19 protein-coding genes are annotated in these 21,565 nt (G+C 71.1%); 11 read left to right on the forward strand and 8 right to left on the reverse strand.

Annotated elements, in window-relative coordinates; translation table 11 throughout:
* Positions 1–7: 7 nt before the first annotated feature.
* Entirely contained in the window at positions 8–337 is a 330-nt protein-coding gene (locus BKA14_RS22825; RefSeq protein WP_184952923.1) for a hypothetical protein, read from the reverse strand.
* A gap of 164 nt (positions 338–501) precedes the next feature.
* On the opposite strand from BKA14_RS22825, the gene lpdA reads away from it, so the two are divergent.
* The 6 genes from lpdA to BKA14_RS22855 all read left to right on the forward strand — a co-directional run bounded on the left by lpdA (position 502) and on the right by BKA14_RS22855 (position 7,480).
* Complete coding sequence (lpdA, locus tag BKA14_RS22830; RefSeq protein WP_184952924.1) at positions 502–1,890, forward strand: dihydrolipoyl dehydrogenase; 1,389 nt, start codon at positions 502–504, stop codon at positions 1,888–1,890.
* Positions 1,891–1,942: 52 nt separating this feature from the next.
* Complete coding sequence (sucB, locus tag BKA14_RS22835; protein WP_184952925.1) at positions 1,943–3,781, forward strand: 2-oxoglutarate dehydrogenase, E2 component, dihydrolipoamide succinyltransferase; 1,839 nt, start codon at positions 1,943–1,945, stop codon at positions 3,779–3,781.
* An 86-nt stretch (positions 3,782–3,867) separates the two neighbouring features.
* Positions 3,868–4,776 (forward strand): TIGR01777 family oxidoreductase, encoded by a 909-nt coding sequence (locus BKA14_RS22840; protein ID WP_184952926.1) that lies wholly within the window; start codon positions 3,868–3,870, stop codon positions 4,774–4,776.
* Between the two features lie 31 nt (positions 4,777–4,807).
* Positions 4,808–6,658 (forward strand): DUF6311 domain-containing protein, encoded by a 1,851-nt coding sequence (locus tag BKA14_RS22845; protein ID WP_184952927.1) that lies wholly within the window; start codon positions 4,808–4,810, stop codon positions 6,656–6,658.
* Positions 6,659–6,680: 22 nt separating this feature from the next.
* On the forward strand, positions 6,681–7,316 hold the full coding sequence (gene lipB, locus BKA14_RS22850; protein WP_184952928.1) for a lipoyl(octanoyl) transferase LipB: 636 nt from the start codon (positions 6,681–6,683) through the stop codon (positions 7,314–7,316).
* Complete coding sequence (locus BKA14_RS22855; RefSeq protein WP_184952929.1) at positions 7,316–7,480, forward strand: DUF5808 domain-containing protein; 165 nt, start codon at positions 7,316–7,318, stop codon at positions 7,478–7,480. The genes lipB and BKA14_RS22855 overlap by 1 nt, the downstream gene beginning before the upstream one ends.
* Here the strand turns inward: BKA14_RS22855 and BKA14_RS22860 are convergent.
* Complete coding sequence (locus BKA14_RS22860; protein WP_184952930.1) at positions 7,477–8,634, reverse strand: outer membrane protein assembly factor BamB family protein; 1,158 nt, start codon at positions 8,632–8,634, stop codon at positions 7,477–7,479. The two genes, BKA14_RS22855 and BKA14_RS22860, sit on opposite strands and share 4 nt — an antisense overlap.
* A 147-nt stretch (positions 8,635–8,781) precedes the next feature.
* On the reverse strand, positions 8,782–10,032 hold the full coding sequence (gene aspS / locus BKA14_RS22865) for an aspartate--tRNA(Asn) ligase (protein WP_184952931.1): 1,251 nt from the start codon (positions 10,030–10,032) through the stop codon (positions 8,782–8,784).
* A gap of 381 nt (positions 10,033–10,413) precedes the next feature.
* Between aspS and lipA the strand changes: the two genes are divergently transcribed.
* The 3 genes from lipA to BKA14_RS22880 all read left to right on the forward strand — a co-directional run bounded on the left by lipA (position 10,414) and on the right by BKA14_RS22880 (position 13,363).
* A complete protein-coding gene (gene lipA / locus BKA14_RS22870; protein ID WP_184956902.1) occupies positions 10,414–11,310 on the forward strand; it encodes a lipoyl synthase in 897 nt (298 codons plus the stop codon).
* A gap of 406 nt (positions 11,311–11,716) precedes the next feature.
* Entirely contained in the window at positions 11,717–12,685 is a 969-nt protein-coding gene (locus tag BKA14_RS22875; protein ID WP_184952932.1) for a hypothetical protein, read from the forward strand.
* A gap of 18 nt (positions 12,686–12,703) precedes the next feature.
* Positions 12,704–13,363 (forward strand): class I SAM-dependent methyltransferase, encoded by a 660-nt coding sequence (locus tag BKA14_RS22880; protein ID WP_184952933.1) that lies wholly within the window; start codon positions 12,704–12,706, stop codon positions 13,361–13,363.
* A 1,282-nt stretch (positions 13,364–14,645) separates the two neighbouring features.
* Here the strand turns inward: BKA14_RS22880 and BKA14_RS22885 are convergent.
* Both BKA14_RS22885 and BKA14_RS22890 read right to left on the reverse strand, forming a co-directional pair.
* Positions 14,646–17,477, reverse strand: a complete 2,832-nt coding sequence (locus tag BKA14_RS22885; RefSeq protein WP_239092750.1) for an ATP-binding protein — start codon at positions 17,475–17,477, stop codon at positions 14,646–14,648.
* A gap of 38 nt (positions 17,478–17,515) precedes the next feature.
* On the reverse strand, positions 17,516–17,683 hold the full coding sequence (locus BKA14_RS22890) for a hypothetical protein (RefSeq protein WP_184952934.1): 168 nt from the start codon (positions 17,681–17,683) through the stop codon (positions 17,516–17,518).
* Between the two features lie 167 nt (positions 17,684–17,850).
* On the opposite strand from BKA14_RS22890, the gene BKA14_RS22895 reads away from it, so the two are divergent.
* Entirely contained in the window at positions 17,851–18,540 is a 690-nt protein-coding gene (locus tag BKA14_RS22895) for a DUF4191 domain-containing protein (RefSeq protein WP_184952935.1), read from the forward strand.
* Positions 18,541–18,697: 157 nt separating this feature from the next.
* Here the strand turns inward: BKA14_RS22895 and BKA14_RS22900 are convergent, their stop codons facing one another.
* Positions 18,698–19,093 carry an RDD family protein gene (locus BKA14_RS22900; protein ID WP_184952936.1) on the reverse strand — a complete coding sequence of 132 codons (396 nt, stop codon included), beginning with the start codon at positions 19,091–19,093 and terminating at the stop codon, positions 18,698–18,700.
* Between the two features lie 215 nt (positions 19,094–19,308).
* On the opposite strand from BKA14_RS22900, the gene glnA reads away from it, so the two are divergent.
* The gene (gene glnA / locus BKA14_RS22905; RefSeq protein ID WP_184956904.1) at positions 19,309–20,733 is read left to right on the forward strand and encodes a type I glutamate--ammonia ligase; all 1,425 of its coding nucleotides are present in this window, start codon (positions 19,309–19,311) and stop codon (positions 20,731–20,733) included.
* A gap of 69 nt (positions 20,734–20,802) precedes the next feature.
* Here glnA and BKA14_RS22910 read toward each other — a convergent pair whose 3' ends face one another.
* On the reverse strand, positions 20,803–21,114 hold the full coding sequence (locus tag BKA14_RS22910; protein ID WP_239092748.1) for a tyrosine-type recombinase/integrase: 312 nt from the start codon (positions 21,112–21,114) through the stop codon (positions 20,803–20,805).
* Positions 21,115–21,132: 18 nt separating this feature from the next.
* Positions 21,133–21,534, reverse strand: a complete 402-nt coding sequence (locus BKA14_RS22915; protein ID WP_239092746.1) for a hypothetical protein — start codon at positions 21,532–21,534, stop codon at positions 21,133–21,135.
* Positions 21,535–21,565: the final 31 nt, after the last annotated feature.

The raw sequence follows: 21,565 nt of genomic DNA on the forward strand, positions 1-21,565 counted from the left end.
AACCGTGTCAGCTTTCCTGAGCGGGACGGCGCTTCTTGCGCTCGTTGTAGTCGCGCATCCGCTGCGGATAACCCATGAGCCGCACGTCATAGATGGGAACGCTCAGCTGATGAGCCCACCGCCGGGCGATCTCGGGAGTCTCGGTGCGCCGGCGCGTCCACTCGCCGTCGTGTGCCACGAGCAACACCGTGGTCTCGGTCACGTTGGTGCGCGGCTCGATGAAGGCCTCGACCCCGCGACGGGTGCGGACGAACTCCGCGAGATACTCAAGATCGGCACGGTCAACAGCCCGTCCGGCCGCGGCCCGCGGCTCCTGGCGACGCCGAAACCAGGCCACCCCATGCTCCTCACGTCCAATTGCGGCAAGAGTACGTCGAGCAGGGCCGCCGCGGGGAACCTGAGTGCATCGGCCGGTTCGCAAAGTGACAAGATGGCGTGGACATACTGTGACCGTTTCCATTGTGTGACCCGCATGGCAACGACGCGAACACTGGAGTCAACGTGAGCCAGCCGAACGGCGGAACCTTCGACATCGTCATCCTCGGCGCCGGCAGCGGTGGTTATGCGGCCGCCCTGCGCGCGGCCGAGCTCAACCTCTCCGTCGCGCTGATCGACAAGGCCGAGCTGGGCGGCACCTGCCTGCACCGCGGCTGCATCCCGACCAAGGCGCTGCTGCACGCGGCCGAGATCGCCGACCAGACCCGCGAGAGCGAGCAGTTCGGCGTCAAGGCCGACCTGGTCGGCATCGACATGGCCGGCGTCAACGCCTACAAGGACGGCGTGGTCGCGCGTCTCTACAAGGGCCTGCAGGGTCTGCTCAAGCAGGACAAGATCACTGTGGTCCAGGGCGCCGGCAAGCTGGTCGGCAAGGACACGGTCGAGGTCGACGGCAAGCGCTACACCGGACGCAACGTGATCCTGGCGACCGGCTCCTACTCGCGGACCATCCCCGGCCTCGAGGTCGACGGCAAGCGGGTCATCACCAGCGAGCACGCCCTCAAGCTGGACCGTGTGCCGTCCTCCGCGATCGTGCTGGGCGGCGGCGTGATCGGCGTCGAGTTCGCCAGCGTGTGGAAGTCGTTCGGCGCCGACGTCACCATCATCGAGGCCCTCCCCCGGCTGGTCGCGGCCGAGGACGAGGAGATCTCGAAGACGGTCGAGCGCGCCTTCCGCAAGCGCAAGATCAACTTCAAGGTCGGCAAGCCGTTCGAGAAGGTCGAGCACACCGCCAACGGCGTGCGGGCCACCATCGCGGGCGGCGAGACCGTCGAGGCCGAGGTGCTGCTGGTCGCGGTCGGCCGCGGCCCGACGACGGCCAACCTGGGTTACGAGCAGCAGGGCATCACGCTCGACCGGGGCTTCGTCATCACCAACGAGCGCCTGCACACCGGCGTCGGCAACATCTACGCCGTCGGCGACATCGTGCCCGGCCTGCAGCTCGCGCACCGCGGCTTCCAGCAGGGCATCTTCGTGGCGGAGGAGATCGCGGGCCTGCGCCCGGCCCCGATCGACGAGGCGGGCATCCCGCGGGTCACCTACTCCGACCCCGAGGTCGCGTCGGTCGGCCTGACCGAGACCAAGGCCAAGGAGCAGTACGGCGCGGACAAGGTCTCGACGTACAACTACAACCTCGGCGGCAACGGCAAGAGCCAGATCCTCAAGACCGCGGGCTTCGTCAAGCTCGTGCGCCTCAACGACGGCCCGGTCCTGGGCGTCCACATGGTCGGCGCGCGCATGGGTGAGCTGGTGGGCGAGGCCCAGCTGATCTACAACTGGGAGGCGTTCCCGGAGGAGGTCGCCCAGCTGGTCCACGCGCACCCGACGCAGAACGAGGCGCTCGGCGAGGCGTTCCTGGCCCTGTCGGGCAAGCCCCTGCACGCACACAGCTGATCACCTGATCTACGCCGAGCCGGACCAAAACGTGGTTAAGGAGTTCTGAGACATGCCGACATCGGTCACCATGCCGCGGCTGGGTGAGAGCGTCACCGAGGGCACCGTCACTCGCTGGCTGAAGCAGGAGGGCGAGCGGGTGGAGGCCGACGAGCCGCTGCTCGAGGTCTCCACCGACAAGGTCGACACCGAGATCCCGTCGCCCGCGGCCGGTGTGCTGTCGCGCATCGTCGTCGGCGAGGACGAGACGGCCGACGTCGGCAGCGAGCTCGCGGTCATCTCGGGCGACGGCGAGGACGCGGGCACCTCCGCCCCGGCTCCCGCGCAACAGCAGCAGCAGGAGGAGCCCGAGCCTCCCGCCCCGACCGAGCCCTCGACCGAGAAGCCGGTCGAGGAGGAGGCCCCGGCCCCGCAGGCCCAGGCCGCCGCGCCGTCGAGCGGCGAGGGCACCGCGGTCAAGATGCCGGCGCTCGGCGAGAGCGTCACCGAGGGCACCGTCACCCGCTGGCTCAAGGCGGTCGGTGACTCCGTCGAGGTCGACGAGCCGCTGCTCGAGGTCTCCACCGACAAGGTCGACACCGAGATCCCCTCGCCGGTCGCGGGCACGGTGCTCGAGATCAAGGTGCAGGAGGACGAGACGGCCGACGTCGGCGCCGACCTGGCGATCATCGGCGCCGAGGGCGCGGCCCCGGCCCCGGCTGAGGAGAAGCCGGCTCCGGCTGAGGAGAAGCCGGCTCCGGCTCCCGCGCCGCAGCAGCAGTCCGCTCCCAAGATCGAGTCGGCCCCCGCCCCCGACTTCGCGCCGTCCGGCGAGTCCTACGCCGACCCGGCCCCCGAGGCCGAGACGGCCAAGGACCCGGTCGCCGCCGAGGCCAAGGCCGAGCCGCCCGCCCCGTCGCAGCCGCGCGTCGAGCAGGCCAGCCCGAACGGCGCCGGCGACGCCGGCTACGTCACCCCGCTGGTCCGCAAGCTGGCCGCCGAGAAGGGCGTCGACCTGTCGACCCTGACCGGCACCGGCGTCGGCGGCCGCATCCGCAAGCAGGACGTGACCGACGCGGCCGACAAGGCCGCCGCGGCCAAGGCGGCCCCGGCTCCGGCCGCTTCGGCCCCGGTGTCCTCCGCTGCGGCTCCGGCGGCCCCCAAGGCCAAGCCCGAGCCGAGCCCGCTGCGCGGCCGCACCGAGAAGCTGACCCGCACCCGCGCGACGATCGCCCGTCGCATGGTCGAGTCGCTGCAGATCTCGGCCCAGCTCACCACGGTCGTCGAGGTCGACGTCACCAAGATCGCCCAGCTGCGGCAGAAGGCCAAGGCCGACTTCCAGGCCCAGCACGGCGTGAAGCTCAGCTTCCTGCCGTTCTTCGCGCTGGCCGCGGTCGAGGCGCTGCGCCAGCACCCGGTGGTCAACTCGTCGATCGACCAGGAGGCCGGCACGGTCACCTACCACGACGCCGAGCACCTGGGCATGGCCGTCGACACCCCGAAGGGCCTGATCGTCCCGGTCATCAAGGACGCCGGCGACCTCAACCTGGCCGGGCTGGCCAAGCGGATCGCCGACGTGGCCGACCGCACCCGCAACAACAAGATCGGCCCGGACGAGATCTCGGGTGGCACGTTCACGCTGACCAACACGGGCAGCCGGGGCGCGCTCTTCGACACGCCGATCATCAACCAGCCGCAGGTCGGCATCCTGGGCACCGGCGCCGTGGTCAAGCGGGCCGTGGTCATCAACGACCCCGAGCTGGGCGAGGTCATCGCGCCCCGCTCGATGGTCTACCTGGCCCTCAGCTACGACCACCGGATCGTGGACGGCGCTGACGCCGCCCGCTTCCTGGTCACGCTGAAGGAGCGTCTCGAGGGCGGGCACTTCGAGGGTGACCTCGGCCTGGCCTGACAGTCAGCAGCGACAGGGAGCGTCCGGGATCACCCCGGGCGCTCTCTTCGTTTTGAACGGGTTCACTTCGGGGCATGATGGGAGCCATGCGGATCCTGATCTCCGGCGGCTCCGGCTTTCTCGGCGCGCCCCTCGTCGAGCGGCTGCGCGGCAGCGGCCACGATGTGACCCGGCTGGTGCGCCGGCCCGCTCAGGCAGCCGACGAGGCCACCTGGCAGCCCGCCCAGGGTCAGCTCGACCCGCACCTGGTCGCGGCGGCCGACGTGGTGATCAACCTGTCCGGCGCCAACGTCGGCGGCAAGCGCTGGACGGCCCGCTACAAGAGCGAGCTGCGCTCCAGCCGGGTCGACACCACCGGCACGATCGCGCGAGCGATCCGCAACCTGCCCGAGGGCGACCGCCCGCACACACTGCTGCAGGCCTCCGCCGTCGGGTGGTACGGCGACACCGGCGACGACCCGGTCACCGAGGAGGCGCCCGCGGGCAACACCTTCCTGGCCGACCTGTGCCGGGTCTGGGAGGCCGCCGCCCGCCCGGCCGAGGACGCCGGCGTCCGGGTCGTGCTGCTGCGCACCGGCATCGCCGTCGAAACCCTGGTCGAGCGGTTGCTGCCGGTCTTCAAACTGGGCGCGGGCGGCAAGCTGGGCGGCGGCAAGCAGTGGATGCCGTGGACCAGCGCCCCCAACTGGCTCGCCGCGGCCGAGTTCCTGCTCGAACGCGAGGACATCGCGGGCCCGGTCAACGTCACCGCGGCCGAGCAGGCCACCAACGCGCACTTCACCAAGGCCTTCGGCGAAGCCGTGCACCGCCCGGCCCTGCTCACCGTGCCCAGCCCCGCGCTCTACGTGGTGCTGGGCGAGCTGGCCGGCGAGTCGCTGCGCAGCTCCCGGGTCGTCCCCGCGGTGCTGGACCGGGCCGGCTTCAGCTGGCCGCACCCGACCATCGAGGCGGCGCTGCAGGCGGCGGTGGGCCGGGAAGCGGCGGCGTCCGCTTGATCGCAGGCGCAGGCTTGCTAACCTGCGCCTGATGTCCGTCGCCGTTCCCACCACCACGTCCGCCGCCGATGAGCCGGCCCCGCCCGACGCCCCACCGGCGACCCGGCGGTGGCGCTCGCATCTGTTCGTCGCGCTGGCCGCCCTCGTTCTGGGGGGTTATGTCGTCAGCCGGCTCTGGCAGGACCCGTTCGAGCACGCCGTCGCCGAGAACGTGGGCGATCAGGCGTTCTTCGAGTGGGTGCTGTCGTACGGCGTGCACCTGCTCCACCACGGCGGCGACCCGTTCTTCACCGACCTGCTCAACGTGCCGGACGGCGTCAACCTTGCCGCCAACACGTCCATCACGGTCTACGCGATCGTGTTCGCGCCGCTCACCATGCTGGCCGGCCCGCAGATCACGTTTCTGACGATCCTCACGCTCAACCTGGCCGGTTCGGCGTACGGGTGGTATCTGTTCCTCAGCCGCTGGATCACCCCCAACCGGGCCGCGGCCGCGCTGGCCGGCCTGTTCTGCGGGTTCGCGCCGGGCTTCATCGCGCACGCCAACGGCCACCTCAACTGGACGGCGGGCTGGATCGCGCCGCTGGTGCTGTGGCGGCTGCTCAAGATGCGCGACCCCGGGCGGTGGCTGCGCAACGGGCTGCTGCTCGGGCTGACACTGGCCGTCGGTTTCTCGATCGCCGCCGAGGGCCTGTTCTTCGCGGCGATGGCGGGCGGGGTGTTCGTGATCGTGTGGGCGCTGGCCCCGGTCAACCGGTCCGAGGCGCGCACGGCGGGGCCGAAGTTCCTGGCCGGGCTGGGCGTCACCGCAGTGGTGGCCGGAGCCCTGCTGGCCTATCCGCTCTACATGCACTTCGCGGGGCCGCAGACCTTCAAGGGCACCGGGTTCAACCAGCGGCACTACTCCGAGGATCTGTTCTCGTTCTTCGCGTTCGCCGACCGCTCGCTGGCGGCCTGGGCCGGGCTGGGCAACGACCTCGCGGCCAACCGCACGGAGGAGCAGAGCTTCTTCGGTCTGCCGCTGATGCTGCTGATCATCGTCTCGCTGGTGGTGCTCTACCGGCACGCCGACGACCGGCGCCGCGCCACCCTGCGCGCCCTGATGGTGGTGGGCGGCCTGTTCCTGCTGATCTCGCTCGGCCCCCGCCTGCGGATCTCGGGGCAGGAAACCGACATTCCCCTCCTGTACGCCCTCCTGCAGCACGCGCCGTTGTTCGACGCCGCACTTCCCGCCCGTTACGCCTTGGTGCTGGTGGGCGTGTTCGGCGTGATCCTGGCCCTGGCCTGCGAGCGCGCGTTCAACGCCACCCGGCCGCAGCCCCTGTTCACGATGGGCCTCGTGATCGCCCTCGTGCCGATCTTCCCGATCCCGCTCGAGTACCGGCACCGGGCGCCCGAACCGCGGTTCATCGCCGACGGGACGTGGCAGCGGTACGCGCCGGACGGCGGGGTGATCAGCGCGCTGCCGTTCGCGATCAACGTGGCCGCCGACGGGCAGCGCTGGCAGGCGTACACGATGGCCCGCGGGGCCGAGACGTTCCGCATCCCCGACGGCTACTTCCTGGGCCCCGACGTCGACGGCTCCGCGGGCAAGGGCCGCATCGGCTCGATCCCGCGCGCCACCGACTGGCTGTTTCTGCGGGCCGCCCTCTACGGCTACATCGCCGAACTCGACAACGCCGACCGGGCCACGGCCCGCGCCGACTTCCAGCGCTGGGACATCCAGGCGCTGTTCCTGCCCGACCAGATCACCGGGCCCGAGGGGCCGCTGTTCCGCTCGGCCGTCGAGATCACCGCACGCGACCTGCTGGGCGAGCCGGAGCGGGTGGACGACGTGCTGGTGTGGCGCATCCGTCCCGGAGTGGACCCGGTCGACCGGTGAGGAGGGGACTACCGTGGACGGCGTGACAACTTCCACGCTCACTGTCCTGCGGCCCGGCCTGGTCGACTATCGCGAGGCCTGGGACGAGCAGCGGCGCCTGCACGACGCCGTGGCGGACGGCACCCAGCCCGACACCGTGCTGCTGCTGGAGCACCCCAGCGTGCTCACGGCGGGCAAGCGCACCGAGCCCGCCGACCTGCCGATCGACGGCACCCCCGTCGTCGACGTCGACCGTGGCGGCAAGATCACCTGGCACGGCCCGGGCCAGCTGGTCGGCTACCCGATCCTCAAGCTGCCCGACCCGATCGACGTGGTGGCCTACGTCCGCCGTACGGAACAGATGTTGATCGACGTGTGCGCCGAGTTCGGGGTCACCGCCGCCCGCTCCGACATCAAGGGCCGCAGCGGCGCCTGGGTCCTGGCCGACGACCGCGGCCCCGACCGCAAGATCGCCGCGATCGGCATCCGGGTCGCCCGCGGCGTCACCCAGCACGGCTTCGCCATCAACGCCGACTGCGACCTGACCAATTTCGACCGGTTCACCCCGTGCGGCATCCGCGACGCGGGCGTCACGTCGCTCAGCGCCGAACTGGGCCGCGACGTGACCGTGGCCGAGGTGCTGCCGGTGGTCGAGAAGCACCTCACTACCCTGCTCTGATGGCTCTCTATCGGGACCCGCAGGACAAACGCGTCTTCGTCCCCAAACGCGGCGGTGGGGTGTCCCTCAACTTCGGCCACCCCGTCGCCTGGGTGATCCTGGTCTGCACGACGATCATTCCGTTCGCCATCGTGATCGGCATGACCATCGCCGTGCTGGCCTAAGGCTTGATCCGCCAGACGGTCACGGTCAGGTCGTAGCGCAGGCAGGACAGCAGGTCGCCGGCCGTCTGGCAGGCGTCCGGCGTGACCCGGGGGATGACCCCGCGCACGCGGCCGTCGTCCGCGCCGACCAGCGTCGTGCGGTTGCCCTCGGGATAGAACAGCAGGTGGTCGATCGGGCGGCCGCGGCCGAAGTCGTGCTCGATCCGGCCCGTGGCGACGTCGACGCGCGCCGACCGGCCGTTCTCGTCGGTCAGCACCCGGCCGCCGGCCAGCGTGCGCCACTGCGGCCCCCGCCACCGCACCTTTCCGCTCGCCGGGTCGAGCACGGTCAGCCCTTCGAAGCCGATCGCACACAACAGTCCGCCGCCGCAGGCGGCCATCCCGAACGGCGAGACCACCGGCGTCAGCCATTCGCCCTGGAGCCCGTCGAGCCGGAAAGCCGCGACCTGCTGGGCGTCGAAGACGATCAGCCGCTCCCCCACGATCTGCGCCGCTGCCGTGCCGGGGGAGAAAAATCGCAATTCACCCCGTACGCCCAGATCGCGCCACCCGGTGAGCTCACGTCCACTGTCAGCGGCGTAGACGGCCGCGCGTCCCTCGTCCAGCAGCACCACACGCTTGTCGTCGCCGACGAACGCCTCCGCCGGGCGCTGCCAGAACAGCCGCCCGGTGCGCAACTCCCGCAGCCGGAGCATGCCGTCGTCAGGGCTCCACTCGGCGACCCGCCCACCGACGAGCTCGACGATCGGGAAGCCGCTGCGACTCCACAACACCGCACCCGTACGCGCGTCGAGGAACGTGACCACGCCGGCCTCGTTCTCGTCGACCACGAGCGTGCCGCCGTCACCCATCCGCAGCCGCTGCCCCGTGGTGATCTGGGCGCTCCAGGCCGGGCAGCCCGCACAGAGCGGAGTGGCCTCGATCTGCCCGTCGGCCCGCACGATGTAGGTGGCCTCGGTGGTCAGCAGGCCCGCCGACAGCCCCGTCCCGTCGGCCTTGAGCACCTCGACGACCCCGGCGCCCCGCGGCAGCACGGCCGAGCCCCCGAGCAGCAGCAGGGCCAGCGCGGCCACCGCGACCACCACGTACGCAACCGGCCTGGTCGCACGGACCCGCTCCCGCTCCGCGGGCACGACGTCGAGGTCGATCAGCACGTGCGGGACTTTACGCCTCGGGGCCGATCAACGACCGTTGTCCGCAGCCCGGCCCCGCTGGTCGCCACCCGTGGACGACCAGGCCTGATCCATCTGCGTCGTGGGCCCCTCGAACACCGGGGCCCACGACGCGTACGGGATCAGGGGTTACGGGGTCACGCGGTTGAGGTCGCGCGGGAAGGCGGTCACCTCGCGCACGTTCGGGGTCTCGGTCAGGCGGGCCACCAGGCGTTCCAGGCCGATCGCCCACCCGCCGTGCGGGGGCATGCCGTAGCGGAAGCCGTCCAGGTAACCGGCGTAGGGCGCCAAGGGTTCGCCGGCCCGGGTCAGAGCGTCCACATAGTCCTGGTGACTGTGCAGACGCTGGCCGCCGGTGACGATTTCGAGGCCGCGGAAGAGCAGGTCGAAGCCGTTGGAGTAGGTGGGGTCGGCCGGGTCGGGATGGGTGTAGAAGGGACGTTTGCGCATCGGGTAACCGGTGACGTAGACGAACTCGGACCCGTGCTCGCGAAGCGCCCATTCCCCCAGTGCGCGCTCGTGGGCCGGGGCCAGGTCGGGTTCGTCCGCGGGCGCCCCGGCAATGCGCAGCGCCTCGGTGAAGTGCACAGCCGGGATCTCCGACGGCACGATCGGCTGCTCGAACAGGCCGGCCGTCATGACGGCGAGCGTGCGGGTCAGCGCGGCCATCACGTCGCGGTGGTCGGCGATGAACCCCATCTCGGCGTCGAGCGACGTGTACTGCGCGAGGTGACGCACGGTGTCGCTGGGTTCGGCGCGAAAGACCGGGCCCACCTCGAAGACCCGCTCGAAGACGCCGACCATGAGTTGCTTGTAGAACTGCGGCGACTGCGCGAGGTAGGCCGGGCGGCCGAAATAGTCGAGCTTGAACACGTTCGCGCCGGACTCGGTGGCCGAGGCGACGATCTTCGGCGTCTGGATCTCGACGAAGCGCTGCTCGGTCAGGGCCGCCCGGAAACCCGCCGTGACCTGAGCCGCGATCCGCAACGCGGAGCGGCGGGCGGGATGCCGCAGGGCCAGCGCCGCATGGTCGAGCTGGGTCGGCAGCGCGGCGCCGAGGGCCGGGCGGTGCAGCTCGAACGGCAGCGGCTCGCGCACGGCGGAAAGCACCCGGATCTTGGGCTCGGTGAGCTCGACCCCGCCGGGGGCCTGCTCGTTCGGGCTCACGGTGGCGATTACCTCGACGACGCTTTCCTCGGTGAGCTGTTCGAGCTGCTCCCGGGTCTCCGGTGCGGTGACGACGACCTGCGAGAGGCCCTCGGCGTCGCGGACGATCAGGAAGGCCACCGACTTGAGCAGGCGGCGGCGATGAATCCAGCCGGCGATCGTCACGGTCTCGTGCGGATGCGCCGTGAGCCGGGAAGAGAGGATGCGTTGCACGGCTAGGACCTCCTCTGGTTTGCTGCAACGCGGCCCCAGGGAGGCGTGGGCGAGCGGGATCCTCGCGGTGCCACCACACCTTCGCGCCTTGGCAGGCGCCTCTTGTCGTGCTGCGGCTCGGGAGTGTCTTCCCGCCCCGGCGCCGGGCCACCTTCACAGCACGCGGTGGCTCTCTCGGCCGGCGGATCGAGGCGGTACTCGGTTCCTTCAACGCCGTCCGCCGACGTTAACAAGGGGCAACGTCCATGCGAAAGGCATTTAACACGTTTCATGTGGCGGCGGTCACACGAGACGCCACGTGAGCCTCGTCGCCCCTGTCTAGGCAGGGGCCTATTCAGGCGTAACCTCGACCCTGTGACTATTGCTCCCGAGGGCCGCCGCATGCTGCGCATCGAAGCGCGCAACGCCGAAACTCCCATCGAGCGGAAGCCGCCGTGGATCAAGGTCAAAGCCAAGATGGGCCCGGAATACACGCAGATGCGTGGGCTCGTGCAGAAGGAAGGCCTGCACACGGTCTGCCAGGAGGCCGGGTGTCCCAACATCTACGAATGCTGGGAAGACCGCGAGGCCACCTTCCTCATCGGCGGCGACCAGTGCACCCGGCGTTGTGACTTCTGCCAGATCGACACGGGCAAGCCCGCCGAGTTCGACGCCGACGAGCCCCGCCGCGTGGGCGAGTCCGTCGCCACGATGGGCCTCAAATACGCGACCGTCACCGGTGTCGCCCGTGACGACCTGCCCGACGGCGGCGCCTGGCTCTACGCCGAGACCGTCCGCCAGATCCACAAGCTCCAGCCCGACTGCGGCGTCGAGCTGCTGATCCCCGACTTCAACGCCGAGCCCGACCAGCTGGCCGAGGTCTTCGGGGCCACGCCCGAGGTGCTGGCGCACAACGTCGAGACCGTGCCGCGCATCTTCAAGCGCATCCGCCCCGGCTTCCGTTACGAGCGCTCCCTCGACGTGATCACCCAGGCCCGCGCGGCCGACCTGGTCACGAAGAGCAACCTGATTCTGGGCATGGGCGAGGAGCGGGCCGAGATCTCCCAGGCCCTGCGCGACCTGCACAACGCGGGCTGCGAGCTGATCACCATCACGCAGTATCTGCGGCCGACCCCGCGGCACCACCCCGTCGAGCGCTGGGTCAAGCCGGAGGAATTCGTCGAGCTGCGCGAGGAGGCCGAGCAGATCGGCTTCGCCGGCGTGATGAGCGGGCCGCTGGTGCGCTCGTCCTACCGGGCCGGCCGCCTCTACAAGCAGGCCCTCGAAGCCCGCGGCTGACCGTTTCGGCCGATGCCCCGGTTCTCGCGCTGAGAGCCGGGGCATTTTCCTGTACGCCGGGTCGCCGTCCGCCTTGCACCTGACCCACCGCGCCCACGCGCCTCCCCGCGCTGCCCACCGCCTTCCGCCGCCGGTCTCGTCCAGCGCCTCCCCACGCTGTCCACCCCCTCCCGCCACCGTCCACGCCTCCCACGCTGTCCACCACTTCCCCGCCGCCGCGGCGCCGTCCACCGCCTCCCCGCGCCGTCCACCGCCTTCCGCCGCCGGTCTCGTCCAGCGCCTCCGCACGCTGTCCAACGCCTCGGCCACTCGCCGCCGTCCACCGCCTCTCCGCCGCTCGACATTCGCTCGGCTAAGCAAGTCGGATATTTCCGCCGATCAGTGCTTTATGAGGCTGCGTCGGTTCATGCTCCTGCTTGCCGGGGCCACGGCCTTTGCCGCGCCCGCCGCCGCCTCGGCCGCCGAGACGTGCACCTCCGCCGCGTCCGCCACCTTCCGCCACACATTCGCCGGCAATTCGGGCAAGACAACCATTTCCTCCGTACGCCCCCTGTGCGCCGGCCAGACGCAGACGTTCGGGCTGATCGCCTACACGGCGGGCACCGGCAGCACCGGCCAGTTCGTGTACTCGTCCGACCGCAAAACGATCACCGCGACCAACCGCACCGTCAACCTCGACGTGGTCGTCCCGCCCTGCCACGCCGCGGTCGACGCGATCATCGGCGGCGACCTGCTCGACGAGGTGACCAGCGACCAGAACCCGTACGGGGAAAAGACCTTGGGCGCCCCGGGCAGCCGCTCGTCGGGCCCGTTCGCCCACTACCGCGGCGGATCCTCCGACTGCTCCCCCGCGCCGCGGGTCACGTTCGCCAACGCCTGCGACGGCTCGTTCACAGCCACCCTGACCAACGCCGCGAGCGCCCGCGTCAGCGCCGTGTTCCTGATCGGCGGCCGCCTCACCCGCCTGGCCCCCGGCCGTTCGACCACGGTCAAGGCCCCCGCGGGCGGTTCACTGACGATCCGCGACAGCAGTTTCACCTCGTACGTGGGAACCTGGCGCCCACCGGTGAGCGGCTGCGACTCCGCGGCGCCACCACCGTCCGCGCCCGCCGCCGGAACCACCACCACGCCACCGCCTGCGGCCATCGCGCCCCCGCCCGTCCCCGGCTCCAGCGGTCCGTCCTCAACAGTCACGACCGCCGATGCCCCCGCCGCCGTCTACGGCAACCCCACCACCACGTCCGAGTCGCTGGTAGCCGTGGCCAAGAAAAGCATGAGCGCCGGCAGCGTCATCGCGATCGCGTTCGGCCTGGTGCTGATCGGCGGCGGCATCATCCTGCTGGTGCGGGTAATGCGGTCGATCCGGGAACCCTGACCGTCCTACCGTCCGGGTATGAGCCTTCTCGACGAGCAGCGCGCCTACTACCAAGCCCGAGCCGGCGAGTACGACGAGTGGTGGTACCGGCAGGGCCGCTACGCCCTGACCCCCGACGAGGAGGACCGCTGGTTCGCCGCCGTCGCCTACGCCGAGCAGGCCCTTCTCTCTTTCAACCCGACCGGCGACGTGCTCGAATACGCCTGCGGCACCGGCCTGTGGACCCGCCACCTGGCCCGGTACGCCACAACGGTCCTGGCCGTGGACGCCTCCCCCGCCATGCTCGACCGCAACCGATCCCGCTCTCTGGGCGATCACGTCCGCTACCGGCAGGCCGACATCTTCACCTGGGACCCGCCCCCGGCCACCTTCGACGTGGTCTTCTTCAGCTACTGGCTGTCGCACGTGCCGACCGACCAGTTCGCCCCGTTCTGGCACCGGGTCAACGCAGCCCTCCGCCCCGGCGGCCGCGTCTTCCTGCTCGACAGCTACCACCACGAGGAACTCCCCGGCCACACCCAGCCCCGAACGCTCAACGACGGCCGCCAGTTCCAGATCGTCAAACACTTCTGGCAGCCGTCCGCCCTGACCGCCGCGGTAGCCGCCCTCGGCTGGCGCATGACAGCCGACGTCGCCCCGGACGGCCACATCCTCTACGCCACCGCCGAACGCCCCTGACGGTGGAGCCCTTCAAACGCCTCCACCTGGTCAGACAGCGACGCAAACGGTGGCGCGCCGCTACGACGCAGACTGACTGACGGACCCCTCACCTGCGGCCGAAAGCGGTCACCAAGCTGGACGCAGCAGGCCAGTGCCTCCCAACCCCAACCCGACCGGCCGCAACACAAGACCGCGAGGCACGGAAGGGGTGTGGGCCGCGACTGCAAAAGCGGAGGCGGGGGGCGCGGGGCGGGGGCGCCGAGCTCGGGCGCGGGGCTCGGACGCCGGACGCAGATCGGACTCGGTCGCGAGACGCTGGTGCAGATCGAGGGCACGCGCCGGGCGCAGGCACGGATCGCGGGCAAAGGTCGGGCGCGGGACGCGGGTGCGGTACGCGGGATGCGGGTGCGGGACGCGGGTGCGGGACGCGGGTGCGGGACGCGGGTGCGGGGTGCAGAGGCGAATGTAAGACGCATGCGGGGCGCGGAGCGAACGCAAAGACGCAGGGCACGGGTGTCGGGCACATGGCGCGGGCAAAGGGCCGGAGCTCGGGCCCTGGGGGAGGTCGCAGGCACCGGCACCGGCACCGACACAGGCGCGAGGCTCGGGCGTCAGGCGCAGGGCGCGAGTGTCGGGCGTAAGGCGGCACGAGGCGCGGATGCCGGACGCGGGGGCGGCGCGGGTCTGGGCGCGTGTGCAGGACGCAGGCGCAAGGGCGCGGGCGGGGCGCGAGTGCAGGGCATGCGCGCGGGGCATGGAGGTCGGATGCGGGCTGTCGGCGCGAGGTGCGGGCACGGGCCATCAGCGTGGGCGCCGGACAGTCGGCGCAGGGACCGGGCGCGGGCGCGAGGGCAACACGGCGCGGGCGCCGTTGAAGGGAGCTGGCTGGGGCGCGGGGCGCGGGAAGCGGATGTGGGACCGTCGGCGCGGGTGCGGCGCGGGCCATCGCCACAGGCACCGGACACTCGGCGCAGGCGTCAGGGCGCAGGCGTCAGGGCGCAGGCGTCAGGGCGCAGGCGTCAGGGCGCAGGCGTCAGGGCGCAGGCGTCAGGGCGCAGGCGTCAGGGCGCAGGCGTCAGGGCGCAGGCGTCAGGGCGCAGGCGTCAGGGCGCAGGCGTCAGGGCGCAGGCGTCAGGGCGCAGGCGTCAGGGCGCAGGCGTAAAGGGCGCAGGCGTAAAGGGCGCAGGCGTAAAGGGCGCAGGCGTAAAGGGCGTCGGCTCAGGCGTGAAGGCACGCGGCGCGGGAGCGGGTTCAACGAGCGCTCTCGGAACGGTCTGCCCGAAGTACGGGGGTGTGGACGTCAGGGCAGCTCGTCGAGCAGGCCCAGCCTGCGGGCTACGGCCGCTGCCTCGCCGCGGTTGGAGACCTGCAGTTTGGCGATGATGCGGGACACGTGGACGCTGGCCGTCTTGGGGGAGATGTAGAGGCCGGCGGCGATGCGGCTGTTGCTGTGGCCTTCGGCGACCAGGCGCAACACCTCGCGTTCGCGGACTGTCAGGAGTTCGTCGCGGTGGGCGGACGGGCGGATGCCGAGGCGGCGGCTGAGCGTGTCGGCCGCCTCGGTCAGCGGGACCGCGCCCAGGGCGGCGGCGATCGCGACCGACTCGGCGATCGCGCCGGCCGCGGCGGCCCGGTCGCCGGTGGCGGCCTGAGCCTCGGCCTGCCGCAGCAGGGCGGAGGCCAGCTCGTGGCGGTGCCCGTCGGCCCGCCACGCCTCAACGGTCTCGGCCCAGCGGCCGGCCCCGCCTTCGAGGTGGGCCCGCGTCTGGGCGGCGAAGGCGACCTGGGCCGGGTAGCGCTGCGGCAGACCCGCGGCGACCCCGGCCACCTGCGCCGCCAGCTCGGTGTCGCCGGCGTCGGCGGCGGCCTCGGCGGCGTGGGCCAGGATCGCCCAGGCGTAACGCGGCAGCACGGTCAGGTTGGGCTCGGCCAGGGCGGCCCGGGCGGTCTCAACCGCGGTCGTCGCCGGCGCCGAGCCGAGGGCGGCCGTCAAGCGCAGATCAACGGTGGCCAGGCGGCCCTCGGTCGAGAGGTAGGGCCGCCGCAGAAAGGTGGCGGCCCGGGTGACCAGGGTTTCCGCGTCTTCCCGGCCGCGGGCCAGGCGGATGCGGGCGCGCAGGCGCAGCCAGGGCAGGGCCATCGTCTCGGGCGGGTCGAGCCGGGCGGCCTCGGCCAGGCGGGCGTCGGCCTCGTCCCAGCGGCCCAGGGCGATCAGCGCCTCGGCGTGGTTGGCCAGCAGGTAGACGCCTGTGGTGCGGCCGACGCCGATGCGGTCGGCCTCGGGCAGGCCCTCCGCCGCGGCGTCGGCGGACTCCGCGTAGCGGCCGAGCTCGAACAGCGAGTCGGAGACGCTGATCAGCCCGCGGGTGAAGCTCGGGAAGTCGCCCGCGGCCCGGGCCCGGTGGGTGGCTTCGCGCATCACGGGCAGGGCTTCGACGGCGGTCTGCCGGCCGGAGCAGGACGACCCGTACGCCACTTCGGCCGACACGATGGCGATGAGATCGCCGGATTCGTTGGCGCCGGCCATCGCGAGCTGGGCCACCTCGAAGCCGCGGGCGGCGTCGACGGAGCTGATCAGGTGGGCCAGCTCGGCCAGCAGCCGCACCTGCTCGGGGCTGTGCGGGGCGCTGGTGAGCAGCCGCAGCGCCTCGTCACACTCGGGCCTGGCGTCGGACTTGCCCGCGGTGCGCAGCAGTTTGGCCCGGCGCACGAGCAGGCGGCCGGCCCGCAGCGGCTCGGCCTCCGCGTCGAGGTCACCGAGGGCGGCCTTGGTCAGCATGAGCGCGCGCGAATACTCCCCCGAGTGGAGTGCGGCCAGCGCCGACTCCTCGAGCAGGTCGAGGTGGTCGAGGCCGAGCAGGCTCCGGGCGTCGGGCACCTCTTCCCACAGCTGGAGCACCCGGTCGAGCAGGCGCACCTGTTCCCCGTACGCGAAGCGGCACTTGGCCTCGTCGGCGGCGATCTTGGCGGTGACCAGGGCGCGCGGGCGGTCGTGGGCGGCGTGCCAGTGGTGGGCGATCTCGGCCGGGGCCCGGCCCGCCGCGACGAGGTGGGGCTCGGCCTCGACGGCCTGGGCGTAGCGCGCGTGGAGCCGGGCGTGCTCACCGGGCAGCAGGTCGTCGTGCACGGCCTCGCGCACGAGGGCGTGGCGGAACTCGTAATCCCCGTCGGCGTCGACGACCACGACGAGCTGGGCGGCGACGACCGCGCGGAGCGCCGACTCGAGATCGGCCTCGGGCATGCCGGCCACGCGGGCCAGCAGCTCGTGGCCGAACCGGGTGCCACCGACCGCGGCCACCCGCAGCACGCGCTGGGCCGGCTCGGGCAGCTGGTCGACGCGGGCCAGCAGCAGGTCGCGCAGGGTGGCCGGGAAGTCGCAGGACGGGTCGGCGGCGGCCGCGAACTGCTCGATGAAGAACGGGTTGCCCTGGGCGCGCTCGTTGACGGCGTCGACCGTGCGCGGGTCGGGCTCGGCGCCGACCAGGTGGGTGAGCAGCTCGGAGGTGCCTTCGCGGTCGAGCCGGTCGAGCTCGAGGCGCAACACCCCCCGTACGCGATCGAGCTCGCCCAGGAAGGGCCGGAGCGGATGGCCGCGGTGCAGCTCGTCGGTGCGATAGGTGGTGATCAGCAGCAGCTGGGGCAGGCGGGCCGCGCGCACCAGGAAGGCGATGAGGTCACGGGTGGAGCGGTCGGCCCAGTGCAGATCCTCGATGACCAGCACGAGCGGCGCGCGGCCGAGCACGGCGGCGACCGCGTTGAAGAGCAGGCCACGGCGGGCCTCGCCCTCGGGCGGCGGGCCCAGCTCGGGCAGCAGACGGGCCAGCTCGCGCTCGTGGCCGTCGAGCACCTCGGGGCCTTCGGCCCGCAGCAGGTCACGCAGGGCGCCGGCGAACGGGGCGAACGGCAGCCCCTCCTCCCCCAGCTCGAGGCACTGACCGGCCAGGACCCGGACGGGATCGGTGGTCAGGCTTTGGCAGAACTCCTCGACCAGACGGGTCTTGCCCACCCCCGCCTCGCCGCCGACCAGCACGGTCGACGGCTCGGCGTGGCGGGCCCGCTTGAGTGCGTCGCGCAGCACGGCCAGGTCGGCCTCGCGACCGACGAGCACCTCGCTGTGCGCATGCCCCGTCATGAGGTCGAGCATGGCACGCGGGTACGACAAGAAAGCACTCACGCGACGGCGGCCCGCGCGGCCCGGCGGGGCCACCGGCCGAACCGGCGCACTTCGGGTTGCGCGGTCTCCCGCGCCCGCCGGGCCGAGGCCGCCTGCTCAGCCAGCCGGTTGGCCCGCTGCAGGTGCAGATCGAGCATGGCGTACGGGTCGTTGTACGGAAACATGTCCACTCCCTCGAAGAGCCGTCCTCTTGCTGACCTCGACTCTTCGCCGGAAGGCACCGTCCGGGCATGGGGAAGCTGCCCCATCTTGGGCCCCGCCCCTCCTTACTTACCTAGCTGAGACCTCCCGCCCCGCGTAAGACCCGCCCGCCCCACTACACTTTCGAGCTATGGCAAAACCCGAGGAGAAGGTGTCGTTCGGCACGCGCCTGAAGCAGATCGGTCAGGTGTTCTCGTTCACGGCGAAGCAGGACAAATGGTTCGTTCCGCTGTTGCTGGCGGCGATTCTGATCCCGCTCGCCCTGACGGTTCTCCTGGTGATCCTGTTCGGCTGGATCTACCTGCCGATCGGCATCATGGTCACGCTGCTGGCCGCCGTGATCGTGCTCAACCTGCGCTCGAACGCCGCGATGATGAACGCGGCCGAGGGCCAGCCCGGCGCCGCGGCCTCGCTGATCGAGAACATGCGGGGTGACTGGCGGGTGCGTCCCGCCGCCGCGTCGACCACGCAGTTCGACATGGTGCACGTGGTGATCGGCCGGCCCGGCGTGATCCTGCTGGCCGAGGGCAACCCGCAGCGCGTCCGCGGCCTGCTCGGCCAGGAGAAGAGGCGCCTGTCCAAGGTCATCGGCAACGCGCCGCTCTACGACTACGTGATCGGCAGCGACGAGGGCCAGCTCCCGGTCAAGAAGCTGCGCACGACGATGATGCGCCTGCCCCGCAACCTCACGGGCAAGGACGTCAACTCGCTCGACAAGCGCCTCGGCGCCCTGATGGCCCGCCCGCAGATGCCCAAGGGTGCGATCCCCAAGAACATGCGCCCCAGCAAGGGCGCGTTCCGCCAGCAGCGCCCCCGCTGACGGCCCACTCGTCGCCGAGCAAGATCAACCGCGTTTTCCCGTACGCCATGAGCCCGGCCCACGCGTCGCTCAGCAAGATCAACCACGTTTTCCCGTACGCCGTGAGCCCGCCCACGCGGCGCGCGCCTGACCGCCGTACGGGGGAACGGGTTTGATCTCAGGGACGCGGACGCTGAACCATGACCGACTTGGCCGCACGATCATGCAGCCCTCGCCCGTCGCCGTCATTGATCATCGCGGGGATGACGAGGGCCAGCAGCACCGCCCGCACCGCGGCCCGGGGCAGGCCGATCGCGCCACCGTCCGTTATGGAGATGCAGCGGATGCCGGCCAGCAGCATGCCCAAGGTCTGTCCGAACAGGCCGACGAACACCGCGTGCACCAGCACGAACAAGCCGAGCTGAGGCCACGGGTTGGTCCGCAGGTCGTCGACGAGCACAGCCGCGATCACCGTCGCCAGCGCCCAGTCGATGAAGAGCGCCCCCAGCCGCCGGCCGAACGACGCCGTCTCGGTGGTGCCCGGATCGGTCACGCCGTCCGCCTTGCCTGCCATGCGACCAGCGTAGCCGGGGCGGTTTCGGCGACCCCGCACGCGGGCCGGGCCGGCGCGATAGCCTCGCCAGGCAAGGCTGATCAACCGACGCCGTAACACGACGGAAACAATAGGGATACGCCTGGGCAACTCCGGCCCCATAGCGTCGCGACCAGCCTAGCCATGCGGCGGAACCACGCCGCCCCGGTATTGAAATCGTGTGCCAGGAGGACGTGTTGTTCGCCAATCCCGAGGAACTCCTGCGATACCTCAAAGACGAGGACGTCAAGTTCGTAGACGTACGGTTCTGTGACCTGCCCGGCGTGATGCAGCACTTCAACATGCCGGTCGAGTCCTTCGACGACAGCGTCGTCACTGACGGTCTCGCCTTCGACGGTTCGTCGATCCGCGGGTTCCAGGCCATCCACGAGTCCGACATGATGCTTCTGCCGGACGTCTCCACGGCCTTCATCGACCCGTTCCGGATCCAGAAGACGCTGGCCCTCAACTTCTTCATCCACGACCCGTTCACCCGCGAGCCCTACTCGCGCGACCCGCGGAACGTGGCCAAGAAGGCCGAGACCTACCTGGCGTCCAGCGGCATCGCCGACACCGCCTACTTCGGCGCCGAGGCGGAGTTCTACATCTTCGACTCGATCCGCCACTCCACCGCCGCGCACCAGTCGTTCTACTACATCGACTCGATCGAGGGCGCCTGGAACTCCGGCCGTGAGGAAGAGGGCGGCAACCGCGGCTACAAGACCGCGTACAAGGGCGGCTACTTCCCCGTCGCCCCGGTCGACCACTACTCGGACCTGCGCGACGCCATGGTTCGCCGCATGATCGACGTCGGCTTCACCGTCGAGCGCTCGCACCACGAGGTCGGCACCGCCGGCCAGGCCGAGATCAACTACAAGTTCTCGACCCTGCTGCACGCCGGCGACCAGATGCAGATGTTCAAGTACATCATCAAGAACACCGCCTGGGAGCACGGCAAGACCGCCACGTTCATGCCGAAGCCGCTGTTCGGCGACAACGGCTCGGGCATGCACACCCACCAGAGCCTGTGGCTGAACGGCGAGCCGCTGTTCTACGACGAGACCGGTTACGCCGGCCTGTCCGACACGGCCCGCTGGTACATCGGCGGCCTGCTGCACCACGCGCCCAGCCTGCTGGCCTTCACCAACCCGACGGTCAACTCGTACCGGCGCCTGGTGCCCGGCTACGAGGCCCCGGTCAACCTGGTCTACTCGCAGCGCAACCGCTCGGCCTGCACCCGCATCCCGGTCACGGGCAGCAACCCCAAGGCCAAGCGCGTCGAGTTCCGCGTGCCCGACCCGTCGTCGAACCCGTACCTGTCGTTCTCGGCCCAGATGATGGCCGGCCTGGACGGCATCAAGAACAAGATCGAGCCCCCGGCCCCGATCGACAAGGACCTGTACGACCTGCCGCCGGAGGAGTGGGGCAGCGTCAAGCAGGTGCCGGGCTCGCTCGACGCGGTGCTCAACAGCCTCGAGAACGACCACGAGTTCCTCACGGCCGGCGGCGTCTTCACCGACGACCTGATCTCCACGTGGATCGACTGGAAGCGCGCCAACGAAATCGACCCCGTGCGCCTGCGCCCGACCCCGCACGAGTTCGAGATGTACTACAACGTCTGACCCTCGCTAGGCCAGGACCAGCGGAAACAGCCGCCGGATCCATCTTGGGCACAAGTTGCGCGACGGCGGTCATGCTCGGCTCACAGCCGACGTGGCCGCCGTTTCGCGTTCACCGGGCGCCCCGTTGACCAGCGCTCGATTCCGGTCGAGGGCATCCGGCCACTCGTGTACGCACTCGTTGAGCGTCAGCGTCGGCGTGGAATGTCCGAGCGTCAACTGGACCGTCTTGACGCTTGCACCCGCGTGAATCAGCAAGGTCGCGTAGTAGTGCCGTAGGCCGTGGATCCCCCAACGCGACGGCAACACCGGGCCGGGAGCAGTTGCGCTGTTGAAACTCAGCGCGAGGCCTCCGGCCCACCTGGGCTCGGTTCGGTTCCGCATCTCGTGGTTCAGCCCGAGCTACCAGTCCCGCCATTCGTCGGTCAGCTCGCTGCGATCCACGCCGCGTCTGGCCGTCAGCCCGTTGACGTCGATCCCGGCCGAGGCCAACGCTCGATCGATGTAGTCGCAGAGTTCCTCCCTCTCGCCGGTCTCGATGTGACCCTCTTCGTCGGCGGCGTTCAGGGCCAGCACGACTCGCTCGACCGCGGTCCAGGCCGCGTCGTCCGCTGAGTCGGCCGACAGATCCGCTACTTCGTCATCGAAGGCGTCCAGCGCCCGGTCGACTGCCGCCGTGAAGTCCGGGGGCCATAGAGCTGGTGCCCACGCTTCTTCGGCGGTGAGGCCGCCCGCATCGACCGCTGCCTGTTGGGTCGCCGTTTCCCGGCGCCAGCGTTCGGTGGGTCTCGCAATCATGATCATGAGGGTAAAGGCCGGCCGGCGGTGTGCGTTG

Source organism: Paractinoplanes abujensis (assembly GCF_014204895.1).
Taxonomy (GTDB): domain Bacteria; phylum Actinomycetota; class Actinomycetes; order Mycobacteriales; family Micromonosporaceae; genus Actinoplanes; species Actinoplanes abujensis.

Excerpts from the sequence above, each read along its gene's own strand:
- BKA14_RS22885 (WP_239092750.1), bottom strand. The coding sequence starts at position 17,477 with ATGACGGGGCATGCGCACAGCGAGGTGCTCGTCGGTCGCGAGGCCGAC.
- BKA14_RS22855 (WP_184952929.1), top strand. The coding sequence starts at position 7,316 with ATGGCTCTCTATCGGGACCCGCAGGACAAACGCGTCTTCGTCCCCAAA.
- BKA14_RS22880 (WP_184952933.1), top strand. The coding sequence starts at position 12,704 with ATGAGCCTTCTCGACGAGCAGCGCGCCTACTACCAAGCCCGAGCCGGC.
- lipA (WP_184956902.1), top strand. The coding sequence starts at position 10,414 with ATGCTGCGCATCGAAGCGCGCAACGCCGAAACTCCCATCGAGCGGAAG.
- BKA14_RS22890 (WP_184952934.1), bottom strand. The coding sequence starts at position 17,683 with ATGTTTCCGTACAACGACCCGTACGCCATGCTCGATCTGCACCTGCAG.
- BKA14_RS22915 (WP_239092746.1), bottom strand. The coding sequence starts at position 21,534 with ATGATCATGATTGCGAGACCCACCGAACGCTGGCGCCGGGAAACGGCG.
- BKA14_RS22910 (WP_239092748.1), bottom strand. The coding sequence starts at position 21,114 with ATGCGGAACCGAACCGAGCCCAGGTGGGCCGGAGGCCTCGCGCTGAGT.
- BKA14_RS22845 (WP_184952927.1), top strand. The coding sequence starts at position 4,808 with ATGTCCGTCGCCGTTCCCACCACCACGTCCGCCGCCGATGAGCCGGCC.
- BKA14_RS22895 (WP_184952935.1), top strand. The coding sequence starts at position 17,851 with ATGGCAAAACCCGAGGAGAAGGTGTCGTTCGGCACGCGCCTGAAGCAG.
- BKA14_RS22900 (WP_184952936.1), bottom strand. The coding sequence starts at position 19,093 with ATGGCAGGCAAGGCGGACGGCGTGACCGATCCGGGCACCACCGAGACG.
- BKA14_RS22875 (WP_184952932.1), top strand. The coding sequence starts at position 11,717 with ATGCTCCTGCTTGCCGGGGCCACGGCCTTTGCCGCGCCCGCCGCCGCC.
- sucB (WP_184952925.1), top strand. The coding sequence starts at position 1,943 with ATGCCGACATCGGTCACCATGCCGCGGCTGGGTGAGAGCGTCACCGAG.
- BKA14_RS22840 (WP_184952926.1), top strand. The coding sequence starts at position 3,868 with ATGCGGATCCTGATCTCCGGCGGCTCCGGCTTTCTCGGCGCGCCCCTC.